This window comes from Marinoscillum sp. (assembly GCF_965229915.1).
In the GTDB taxonomy this organism is placed as follows: Bacteria; Bacteroidota; Bacteroidia; order Cytophagales; family Cyclobacteriaceae; genus Marinoscillum.
In genome coordinates this window covers 3,336,789-3,349,118 of sequence record NZ_CBDDJZ010000001.1, presented here as the reverse complement: position 1 = coordinate 3,349,118, position 12,330 = coordinate 3,336,789, and the positions used below count along the sequence as shown (strand labels likewise).

Below are 12,330 nucleotides of genomic sequence, written 5' to 3'. Positions count from 1 at the left end.
GTTGAAAAGAATCATATCGCTAATTGCAATAGTCGGAGCTCTTCAAAGCTTTGGGCAGGAACTGCAGTTTTCGCAGTTCTTTTCGTCATCACTTTATCTGAATCCGGCATTTTCGGCTATTTATGTGGAACCGTCGCTATTCGTGAACTATCGTCGACCACTGGACAATGGGATCATCTACAATGAAACCAGCCAAATCAGCATGTCTCTTCCTGTGCTTATGAATGAAGCAGAAAATCTCCCCAGAGGTGGTGTTGGGATAATGGCCTATAACAACCAATCTGGGTATGAAGGTATTTTCAAGATCTCAGGCATATTCCTCAATTATGGACATAACTTCTCCATCGGACGATTGAGTACTGAGGTAATTGCTCTTGGCGTGCAGTTTGGATATGAAAACTATCGAGTTAATTTTAGTGACTTGCGCTGGGGAAGTAGCTATAATCCCTATTATGGTTACGATGACTCCATCACTACTCCTACCAGCGAGTTTGATGATGAAACCAATCATCCCATCGTGAATGCTGGAATTATGTACTATTACAACCGTCAGCGCAACTTCACTTTGTACAACTATAGTGCGTTCTCAGGATTTGCCATTACCAACCTCAATAGACCTGATAAGACGTTTGTAAAAGATGGAAAGGCACAAGCTCCAATGCTATTCAAGTATCACGGTGGTTTTGAGTTTAAGGTGCGGAAATTCAACATCCTTCCCAACATCCTTGTACAGTATCAATCACAAAACTTCACAGCAGATGGAGGAATTTACACCTGGTATAGCTTTCATGAGAATACTTTCGGTACGGGACAAGACATCAAACTGGTAGGAGGTGCGTGGTACAGATTGAGAGATTCGTTTATCTTCCTGGCCGGAATCAACTACAACTCACTAAGTGTCAAGGCTAGCTATGACCTGAACAGCAATCTGTTTTACGACTATGAAGTCGACTATTCCAGAAATACCTTTGAGCTATCGCTGCAGTACGTCCTGAGAAAAGAATCGCGAGTTAGAAAAATTTCTAATCCACTCTTCTAGCATTCACTAGTTACCCCGAATGTAAAGCTGTATTCGCTGGCCTGTTTTTAGCTCAGTAGATTTCAAACCATTCATCTCCATGATCAGCTCCTCTGGGATATTGTACTTTTCTGCAATGGTAATTACACTCTCTCCTGCTTTGACCACATAGACATTGTCAGATAGTGCGACAGACTCATTGAGCTCCACCAGCATGTCTAGGTTTGGTTTCACTCCATCAGGATTCGGAATACGTAAGGGGCGATAAGCTTCCAAATCAGCATTTGGCAACCCATTTAGTTTTTGAATCACCTCTATAGGAACATGGAAGTTTTTACTGATGCTATACATTGTTCCCTCAGGACGAATCAGGTACACTTTTACCGGCACATATGAGATGGGTTGATCTGATTTCAGTTGGATCTCGATGCGTCGGTTAAACTGTCTGCCAAACGGAGTATCATTAGACGCTACAGGATTAGACTGACCCATTGCCAGCCACTCCATGTCTTCCACCTTCACTCCCAGACCTTTCAGGATCTCCAGTGCCTGATCATTTCTCATCTTACTTAAGTTTAGGTTGTAATCCTCCGCTCCCACGTTATCGGCATGAGATTTCAAGGCGATGTAGACATTGTCTCTCTTGTAGTAATCAGCTATTTCCTTTAGTGTAATCAATGCTTCCGGACGTAGCTTGTAAGAATCAAAATCAAAGTAAATATTGGTATTCACCGCATACTTATATCTTCCTGACTCATATCCCTTTACTTCTAAATCTTTCACAAAAAAAGATGCTCCAATTCCACTCGAGTTGCTCTTGTTTTCTCTATCTCCAGATACGATTTTGTACTCTCCTTTAGGAATATCTTCAAAAGCAAACTTTCCCTCCTGATTGGTGATAGTTTTGGCTATAGTCTTGCCATCTTCATCCACTACTTCTACAGGAATATTGGACCTGGGTTTACCTGTGGTGTTGTCTATCAAATTTCCATTAGCAGAAATGTAGTTGTATTCCGGGTTTTCGAACTTGGCTACGGCAAAATTCACCCCACTTGTCATATCATCGTTACGTTCCACCAGCACATTTTCACTGAGGATCCGTTGATTCTCAAATCGCTGAGCTTTTAGCTTGTCGAGAGATAATCTTTGCTGGTCCGTCAAACTCACTCTGAATCGAGCATCTGTAGCGGATATTTTGTACTTGGCCCCGTCTTTGACCAGCGTCTCCCTTGCTACTAACCGATTCCACTTACTTTTCTGTGTTGGTGCCAAACCAGAATAAAAAGCAAACGCTTCATTGGTCAATGAAGCCTCCTCAGGACTTACCACTCCACCGCTCAAAGCAGCCGTTAAAAGTGTGAGATAGGTTTTTTGTGCTGCTCCCAGCGATTTCAAGTAGCTATCATCATCTTCACGAACCTTTGGATCTTTATACTGCTCGTTGAGATACTCCATGGCTATAATTCGATCCACTGTCTTTTGGGTGGCTGAGTCCAGTTCTGTGTAGAACTGCACATCCTCATTTGAAACTACATTAATTTTCTGCTCCGCCTCCACCGTGGGATCTATCTCCGTAGCTACAGTGACCTCTGAATCAACTTCAGACTGGTCTTCTGCCTGTGAGGTCACCTCTTCAGTGATTGGTTCCTCCACTGCTACCAGTGTCGAATTGTCCAGTTCCACACCAGCAGCTTTGTCCACAGGCGGATCATCTGCTTTAGTTAGTGATTCTTTCGGCTCTGGATCTGGGTTCATTACTTCAACCACTTCTGGGCTTGTAATGTCTGGAGAGGTGTATTTCGGATTACTTGGAGTCCATACAGGTGCTGACACAGTCACAAATCGTTTGATCCTCAACTGATCAGCTTCGTCATTTATGGTTCCCCCTTTGCTGATGAAAGTAGACACCTCATCAGCACTAATTTCCTTTACCTGTTGTTTTTGCTCAGTGCTTAGGTTCAGCTCAGCAAAATACATATCTGCCTTAATGGTATTATTGATCAGTTTTGCCAGTATCCGATTAAGACGTTCCCTTTGTGATGAACTGTAGAGCTGATAAAAACTCAAATCCTTCTTGGTGAGGTTCACAGAGATATTATTCACCTGAGATACGATGAATGCAGAAGCAATTCTCCGAAGAGCTTCGAGATGTTCTGTGGACATGTTTTGATAAAAAATGCGATCATCTTCTCGTAATTGATACTTCGAATCATTGGCAAGTATCATCACCTTCTCTTTTACGGACTGATAGATACTGGACTTTTTATCATCATCAATCTCGCGCAGATAATAAGCCATAGTCGGACTCAAGGCCAGTTGATCAATTTCAGCTTTGTTCTCAAAATAACTGTAGGCTAGCTGGTCTACTCTCTTCTGATCGGCAGTAGCCAGTCCCTGATACGTGCGTGGTTCAAACTGGATGGACGAAGCTTGCTTTACACGCGTGGCAAGTAAATGATCCACTCTTTCTCGCTTCTCAATAGTCAACCCATCATAGAACCTTCGCTCGTCACCATCAAGACCAACGCTAAGTGCCAACTCATCCTCTTCGATATACCGCATCACCAGGTTGTCCATGTGGTGTTTATCTGAGCTAGCCAGGTCTTGATAGTAAAACTCATCCTCTATCCTCAGCGCTCGGATGTCATTCTCATTGAGTTTTCTTACACGTGCATAAATGATTCGGTTGATCCGCTCCTTGTCATCAAGGCTAAGACTTTTGTATAACTCAGCCAACTCGTCGGTCATCATCAAGTTCACATCGATGATTTTAGCGGCGAGCATATTAGAGATAATCTCTCTGATATCGGCTTCTCTATCCGAGTCAAAATCATAATCATCGGAAAACAAAGACCCTCGTCCGGCTATGCCCTCATCACTAGAGATCTCTGTGATGATTTCGTTTTCATTTCTGATATCAAACTCGTAGATATCTAACCTTCCGGCTCCCCCTTCCCTATTGGAAGAGAGATATCCTTTGTCTTTGCTCAGAAACATAAACACTTCATCACGGTTGGTATTGAATGGCGATCCTGGATTGAAAATCTCTGGATCGAGAAAGGATATTCCTTTGGCCATAAAGACATCAAAACCACCATACCCGCGATGACCATCAGACGAAAAGAATAGTGCCTTTTGGTTGGAATCGTAAAACGGTGAGATCTCGAAAAATGGTGTGTTCACCTGGTTTCCCAAATTTTCAGGGGTGCTCCAGTTGTTTCCGCCGGCATTGAGCGACATCCAGATATCATACTCGCCATAGCCTCCCGGCCGATTGGAAGCAAAAAACAAAGTATCTCCAGAAGGACTGACATTGGGGTGTCTGGAGTCATAACCAGGCATATTAATCGACTCACCCAGAGGAACCGGCTCACTCCAGGAGCCGCCTTCTTTGGTAGTGACATAGATGTGACATATGGAGCCCAGATCGTCTTTGCAATTGGTGTAATAGAACTTACTACCGTCCCTACTGAAGGACCCTGAACCATCTCCCCACTTGGTGTTCACTACTTTTTCAAGTTTATCTGATCCAGAATAGGATTCCCACCCGTCAGCCGTCTTCTTATATCGGTAGATATCTGCAAATGACTCCCCAAATCGATAATCGATCAGGTTTCCGCGACCATTAGATCTGGAAGAGGTCAAGCACAGGTACTCGTCATTGTCACCATAGACCGATGCTGCAAAATCCATGTATTCTGTATTGATGTCATCACTGCAACGACGAAACTCATGATCAGGCTTTGGGTTAGTTAGGTCATTCAGTGCTAGCAGGCATCCTTCTTTTTCTACGCGGCCTTGTTTGTAATACCTCCGGTAGCGCTCATCCTCATGGAGATTAATTTCCTTCAAATGATCCATAAACTCCTCAAAAGCCTGTAATGCGAGATTAAACTCACCTTCATGTTTGAGCATCTCAGCATAGTAGAACTTGGCTAATGGAAACCGGCTGTCAGCTTCTTTTGCTACGCGCTCGTAGTAATAGAGCGCACTCTCGTAATCAAATGTGAGTCGGTAGCACTCACCCATTTGATAGAGGGCCCCCAGGTGTCCTGGCTCCTGGTCCAGGACATCTTTATAATAGCGCATCGCCTTTACATACTGATTGCTTGCAAAGAGCTTGTCGCCTTCTTTAAAAACTAATGACTTGATTAAATCCTGGGAATGACCAAATAATGGCAACCCCAAAATGAGTATAATAATGGATGACCTGATATTCATAACTAACCTGTTCCTGTAAGTAAAAATGCTCCCCAGATCCTTGGGTCCGGGTATTTTTCACGTAATTTGAGTTGCGCCCGTTCCAGCGATAGGGCTACATCATCTGTTTTGAGAAATTCTTCGTAAAAAGCAGTCATCAGGTACTGAGTGGCCCGATCCTCCACTTTAGTCATACTGGTGATTAGATTTCTGGCACCGGCCACCATCATGGCTCTCTGCAATCCATAAACTCCCTCACCAGTTTCTAAATCCCCCAGTGAAGTCTCGCATGCTGACAGTACCACTAGTCGTGTTTTCTGCAAATGAAGATTGGATGCTTCATAAGCCGACAAGATCCCATCATTGTTGGAGTCCTGAAATTCTCCCAGACGGTAATGAGCGTAGGAGTTAAGCGCTCCAGAAAGAAACAGACCTGACTTGAACATCGGGTTGTTTCCCGGTGTGACTTTTGAAAGCACCGGATCTGAATCTGAGAAATACCCGTGTGTGGCGATGTGCAGGATAGATGGGTTTAAGGTAGCCTTAAGCTTGGATTCTGTGGCGTCTGCATTTTTAATCACATTGACTTTCCATCCACAAGAACTTAGCTGAGTGCCTATTTCCTGCACCTCCATTTCAGCACCTGGTAGGTTTGGCAGTTCCATTCTGGAACGCTTATCATCACCATAAGAAGGGTTACCCATGAGTAATGCATTGTGATCCTCTGTCTGCAGGTCATTCCGGTTTACATATAAATCTCGGGAGCTGGTCAGGTTTGACACATAGTACTTATCTATGAGAAATTCTTTTTTAGAGACCTTTAGCAGGTTGAGGTTCATTTTAAAGTAAATACCATCTGGAGACACCAATACATTTTTCGGTTTACCCAGGATTTCATCTACTGCTTTCCAGTAGTTCATATAGGAAGATCGCAGCTCATATTCATACTGCACCGAATTGCTATACAGTGAAAAGCCTTTTACCTCTAGTGCAGCTCCATTGTCCACTATCACGTACTCAGGATTGACAAACGTATCTGGCTTCAGCACGATGTAGAGGTAATGAATCTTATCAGTGAATCCGAATATCTCCGATTCATCCGTTTGCTGACTGGCAAACTCTCTAAAGCGGACTATTTCTACAAGTGTTTGACCTTCCTTTAGCGACCTCCGGATAGCCCGCCAGTCCACCTGTTCTGGCACAAAAAGACTCGCAAACTCTCTGGATTGGAACATCAGTGATTTTTCCATTTGTTCCACTTTGGCCTCCTCTTCCTTCAGGTCAATACCGTATCTTCTGAGTCGATCTTCACCCAGTTGGTACAATCCTGCCAATCGCAAGGTGGCATCTGTCCAGCGATTATAGTCCCGGATCAGTTCCTGATTAGTGCTATTAAGTATCATATTATGCACCTTCTCAGAGGACGAGAATAGGATGCCCTTAGTGATGATCTGATAGTTCAAAATATTCTGGATCAAATCCGGTCGCTCGCCAAGCATCCGGCTCGCCACAAAAGTGTAGCGTTCCATGTCGGCTTTCATATTTCCATAAAATCGTGCACGTTCCTGCTGTGTGAAGCTTGGGAAAATGGACTTCAGCTGATCTAATTGAATGTCAATGGCTTCTCGGAGGTAACGTTCGGCTTTAGGGAGCTGATTAAGGGCATAATAGTACATGCCCAGATTTTCTAAAGACTTTCCGTAAGAGGGATGATTAATACCCAGTGTTTTACGTCGGATTTCCAATGCCTGCGTGTAACAGACACCCGCGGTGGAATTGCGCTCCATGGCAGAGTAGAGGATGCCCAGGTTAGTCAATGCTGTGGCATACTCGGGGTGATTCTCACCATAGATGATCTTATCTATTTTCAGTACCTCCTGGTAGTGACTTTCTGCTGCAAGATATGCACCCATCACTCGCTCTACACTGGCCAGGTTGTTCAGTGCGTTGGCGTATTTAGGGTGATCCATCCCATAGATTTTCTCAAAAATGTCAGTAGCTTCCAGCAGGAGACGTTCGGCTGCTGCATACTCACCTTCTTCTTTGGCTATAGCTGCCAGGTTATTAATGGCGGTGGCATAATATCGATGATCCTTACCAAGTTGTTTTTTGCTGATTTTATAGACTTCTTCGAAGTATCGCTTGGACTTCACAAAATCCTTGAGCTCATGGTAAAGAATGCCCAGATCATTGAGGGTTTCTAAAAGTAGCTCTTCAGAGATGTTAGATAGCTGTCTTTTTTCTCCTTCTATTCGCAATAGCAGTTTTTCCGATTGACTAAAATCCCCCTTGTGCTGATAGAGGATGGCCAGGTTCTCCAGTGACTCAATAAACTCGATGGAATAATCGTCTCCCAGATCATGATAGATGGTATTGGCCCGAAGCAAGAAAGTCTCTGCATTTTGCAGATCGCCGTTTTTCACAAAAACACGACCTATGTGATTGTTGACGTTGGCAAACTCTGGACTGTTTCCCGGGTGAATCTGACTACTCAGTGTTAATGCAGAATCAAAGTATAAGTGAGCTCCTTCAAAATCTCCGACAACCTCAGCATACTGTCCCAGTGCGACCAATGCCTCCACATTTTCATCGGTATATAACCCGAGATCATTGACAAATAGGAATTGTGACTCTAAAAAATACCGCTCTGCTTTATCAAACTCACCGATCTGCAAGGATAGATCACCAAGCAGCTTAGCTGTCAACGCATAGTCAGCGTTCTTTTCCTTATAGAAACTGAACTTTAGCTGAAGGGCATTTTGCAGGTAGTATTTAGCACCGATAAAATCCTGAGATTCTAACAAACAATAACCAAGATTGTGTGTGAGAGCTGCGCGCGTGGTCCCATCCAAATCGAAATGGCTCAGACAGTATTCAATCCTCTCTGCTGCTGCCTCCCACTCTTCATTGGACATTTGCTCCTCAATCTGATCTTGAATCTGATCAATGGATTGTGCTGCCGAAAAGAAGGATGCTATTATGAAGAATATTATGGCGGAAATTCTTAGCATCGCCTAACTTGGTTGATTTGTTAGCAGAAGTTAAGCACACAGCATACAAAGTCAAAATTTTTATATATGATTAGCTCATTTCTATCGACCAACGCTGGTAAATATTGGTATAATACAATTTAATAGACGTTAAATCTATCTGGATAATCCGTGATCAAACCATCCACTCCCCAATCAACCAATTGCTTCATATCTTCTGGCTCATTAACCGTCCAGGGAATCACGGCTATATCCTGAGCCTGCAGCTCACCAATAGCCTTTTCATCCAATAGTTTGTACCAGCAGCTGTAGATGTTGGGCTTAAAGCCAAGCGAATCCAGATTAGTTTGAATCGGCAATTCGTTCTCAATCAGAAGCGCCAGACGGACATCAGGATAGGTCTCATGGAAATACTGAAGTACTCGAAAATCAAAGGATTGGATGGTGACGTATTTCCAATCGATCACACCCTCTATGGTCTGATAGACCAGATCACCGAAAGCTTGTGGCGATGGGTGATACACTTCATCTCCATCAGGCCGGCTCTTGATTTCAATGTTGTAGTTGACTCTAGCATCTGGTCGTTGGGTTTGAATTACATCTATCACACTTAGAAATAAGGGTTTGCTTACCGTCATTTTTACCTGATCTGGAAACCTTGGATGAGGTTTAGAGCCACAATCGAATTGTTCGATTTCCTCATACGTCATCTGGTAAATGTTGTACTGGTACTGTGCACTATCGGCTATCTCGGTACCAGTTGAATCCAAACAAATCTCGGCTGACATGTAGGGCTCGTGTGACACCAACAATTGACTATCGGCTGTTACCGCCAGGTCCATCTCCAGGGTATTGACCCCCAGGTCTACTGCCTTCAGAAAAGCGGGGATGGTGTTTTCAGGATACAAACCACGACAGCCTCTGTGGCCTTGAAGGTCAAATTTACTATGATTGGAAGCTTCTCTACACTGCAACATCACCGAACATGTAACTAAAACAAGAAAGAGTCTCATAGAAATAAATCTACTAATTAATTGAGACCCAACTACATTCTAACATGATAGACTTTTGAATTGATATTGATTAATTTAAGCCTCTACTCATTCCAGACAATACTAGAGGTTAATCATTGGAACAGTTACTCAACAATCGGGTGAGATTACCTAAAGTTGGATTTGACAACTGGATATTGCCATTACTATCCAGCACACCAGAGATGAAGGTAATATCATCACAACAATTTGGGTTTGCTTTGACAAACTCACCTTCGGGATCCCATATTATTGGATGATGAAAGTTATAATTATCCATGGCTGCTCGTAACAAAGTAGTGTCTCTGCCATGAAAATAAAAAAGAAATGATACTTCTTGGAATTCCGAGTAGTACTTTGTCCAGTTCTGCAATGTAAAGTAATTACCTGATGGCCTTTCCTTTAAATAAGCAATAACTTTGCAGTCTGCTTCGTAATCAATGACACTATCTGGTAAACTATCCTGAAGATGCAAAATAGGAAGACCAGTAACCACCTTTACCTCTGATTGATGTCCCATCCTCCAAAAAAAGTACCAGACTAAAGCGACGACCAATATGGATAAACCAATTTTGATATACATTTTTTAAAGTGAGTATTCGGATTTAACAAGATAGTAGCTGGACTTTGATTCTAAATCATCGCTGGAACCTAATAAACTTTCCTTCAAATTATCAGTGAGAGCATAACCATCAACAAATGAATAAACATAACGCTCATCTATTTGATAGAAATGTGCATAAGCTTCATCTTTTGTCCCAGGTTTCATAAGTAATGTGGAACATCTTTTATTTTCTAAATCAACAACTGTGAGTGTAGGGTATTGCTCATTCATTGATTTTACCCATGTACCCGAAAATAAAAGCTTGGATTGATTCATCAAATAAAACCTAGATTCGTAAAACCCATTGTCGAATGCATAATTTGCTGCTTCCATAGGAGCTTTCTCCATGAATTCCTCTTTTAGTTGTAAAGGGCCATAATCCATAGAAATGAATTGGTCAATATTCAAAGAATCATCATAAAAATGGATAGAAGAACTATATGTTGGCCAGTAACAAAAGCCATCTAAATAGGGAATCAAGGGATAATCTTCCAGAGGCATTTTAGGTTGGTCGGTAGTATGCTTATAAACTCCCGTTAAGTTGTCACGATTAGGTTGATACCTGTAAGTCTGATATTCAAATTCTTTATTATTAAATCCTGTAAAAAAAATAAAATCATCTTCTCCTAGCTGTAGAAAGGAGGAAGTACCCACTGGAATATTTTGAGCTTCAATGAAATCTCCATTTGTACTGTATGTTTTCAGAATAGACACATCACCTGAAGGACGAAGAAACGATATTCTTTCTCGGAAAACGTAGAAATCTCTTACCCTTGTAAGCTCTTGAGGACCTTCTCCAGCTTTGCCAATAATATTTAGAAATTCACCAGTCGGCTTTAAACGAACAAGAAATTGCTGATCTAAATCAAAAACGTAAATTGTTGAATCAAAATGCTTTATTATAATTTGCCCTGATAAGTCTATGGAATCTGGAAGAGAAACGTTGGTCAAATTCTTTGGGATTAAACTGAGTTCATTATTACGCAAAGACTCGTAGAGCTGAACCTGAACTTCGAGATCTTTATCTGGAGAACACCTTAAGAAAACGGCAGTAGTTAACAGGAATAAAAAAAGTAGTTTCTTCATAACAATAAATAGGTCATGCCAACAAAACATGACCTAAACTTACTTCTCAACAATCTGTACAGGCATATCTTCTACATGCACCTCCAGCAGAATATGCATCGGGACTACATTTCCAGGTGATTCCTGAATTCCATGAGCAATAGGCTAATTCCTGCTTACAGTCGGAACCAGGCCCACCTATTACTTGACTATTACCAGCAATAGAAAACATGGATAGAATCATTCCAAGACAGAGTAATCTAAGAGTCTTTTTCATATTAAATTGGTTTTAATTAAACATAACGCCAATATATATATATATATCGTTATTTACCAAATTATCTATGCCAAAAACTTGATCCTTGTAAAAATATAATCGAGGGTCTCCTCATTGAGTACCATGCGGTGATATTCGGTCCCTTCCAGTTTTTCCGGTTTATAGCCACTTTTATGCAGGTACTTTTTATTGATGCTGGCATCAAACCAATGTACCAACCGGATCTTTCCGTCTTCTATCTCCAGGCAGGTGATTCCTCGCTTCCCAATCACACAACCAGAGTTGAATAGGCACGGAATGTGAAAAATCGTGTTGTAGACATAGTTCTGGTAATTGGTATCCTGATTTTGCTTGTAATACTTTTTCAGGTCTTTTTTCAATGACTTGATGGAGGAAATCACCTCGTCCGTTCGGCTCTTCAAATCAGTAGCATATTCTCGGATAAGCTGCTCTATTTTGAACTTCAGCCGTTCTACTTTATGCAGCGACTCAAACAGCGGTCGGTGCGTATGGCCTATGATGGAGACCACTTTTCGATATGCTGAGTAGTGATAGGCCCGCTTTTCTATGGTGTACTGCTTTTTGCTACTGTGGGCTACGGAGTAATTCTTGATCCCCAATGGATTGGCAAAATACTTCAGCGTAAACCCGATTAGTTCGTTGTGTTTCTGAAATTTCTTGGAGGCCTGATGCCCATGAAAAAGAAACAAATGGTCTCCTTTGTAATCAAATATGAAACTCTCGAGCATCTCATAGTTGAAGGGTAACTCTTGCAAAAGATCCAGCTCCAGGTCATGGTTTCCGATGGTTTTGATCAAGCGTGTCTCAGCCTTGAACCGATCAAAGAGCTTGTAAACACTCTCCCATTGCTTCACGATCTTCTTGAGCCGAAAGCGCTGCATTTCTTCCACATCACCATTCAGCACCATACTATACTGGTGCTTGAGATAGTACTGATCGAGTGCGGTTTTAAACAGGTCTGAATTGGTTTTGAAGTCATCAGTGGACCCACCATCGCCCATGTGCAGGTCACTAAATATGACCCACTTATCCTCATCCTTGAGTTCCAGCTTGGGAGAGGCTTCAAAAAGTTTATCCAGATTCTGGTAAACAACCTTGTTGGTAATCTTCACAATATCAAGTTA

The 12,330-nt window shown here is 42.1% G+C and carries 8 protein-coding genes; 1 reads left to right on the top strand and 7 read right to left on the bottom strand.

Annotated elements, in window-relative coordinates:
- The first annotated feature begins 1 nt into the window (after window position 1).
- Complete coding sequence (locus ACO067_RS14390; RefSeq protein WP_421875141.1) at window positions 2-1,039, top strand: PorP/SprF family type IX secretion system membrane protein; 1,038 nt, start codon at window positions 2-4, stop codon at window positions 1,037-1,039.
- A 6-nt stretch (window positions 1,040-1,045) separates the two neighbouring features.
- Here ACO067_RS14390 and ACO067_RS14385 read toward each other — a convergent pair whose 3' ends face one another.
- From ACO067_RS14385 to ACO067_RS14355, 7 genes are all read right to left on the bottom strand, one after another.
- On the bottom strand, window positions 1,046-5,239 hold the full coding sequence (locus ACO067_RS14385; RefSeq protein WP_421875139.1) for a LysM peptidoglycan-binding domain-containing protein: 4,194 nt from the start codon (window positions 5,237-5,239) through the stop codon (window positions 1,046-1,048).
- Between the two features lie 2 nt (window positions 5,240-5,241).
- Window positions 5,242-8,229, bottom strand: a complete 2,988-nt coding sequence (locus ACO067_RS14380; RefSeq protein WP_421875137.1) for a CHAT domain-containing protein — start codon at window positions 8,227-8,229, stop codon at window positions 5,242-5,244.
- A gap of 119 nt (window positions 8,230-8,348) precedes the next feature.
- Window positions 8,349-9,221 (bottom strand): glycerophosphodiester phosphodiesterase family protein, encoded by an 873-nt coding sequence (locus ACO067_RS14375; RefSeq protein ID WP_421875135.1) that lies wholly within the window; start codon window positions 9,219-9,221, stop codon window positions 8,349-8,351.
- Window positions 9,222-9,330: 109 nt separating this feature from the next.
- Window positions 9,331-9,822, bottom strand: coding sequence for a hypothetical protein (locus ACO067_RS14370; protein WP_421875133.1), 492 nt, complete (start codon window positions 9,820-9,822; stop codon window positions 9,331-9,333).
- A gap of 3 nt (window positions 9,823-9,825) precedes the next feature.
- On the bottom strand, window positions 9,826-10,929 hold the full coding sequence (locus ACO067_RS14365) for a 6-bladed beta-propeller (protein ID WP_421875131.1): 1,104 nt from the start codon (window positions 10,927-10,929) through the stop codon (window positions 9,826-9,828).
- A gap of 46 nt (window positions 10,930-10,975) precedes the next feature.
- Window positions 10,976-11,185, bottom strand: coding sequence for a hypothetical protein (locus ACO067_RS14360; protein WP_421875129.1), 210 nt, complete (start codon window positions 11,183-11,185; stop codon window positions 10,976-10,978).
- Between the two features lie 65 nt (window positions 11,186-11,250).
- Window positions 11,251-12,318, bottom strand: coding sequence for a metallophosphoesterase (locus ACO067_RS14355; protein ID WP_421875127.1), 1,068 nt, complete (start codon window positions 12,316-12,318; stop codon window positions 11,251-11,253).
- Window positions 12,319-12,330: the final 12 nt, after the last annotated feature.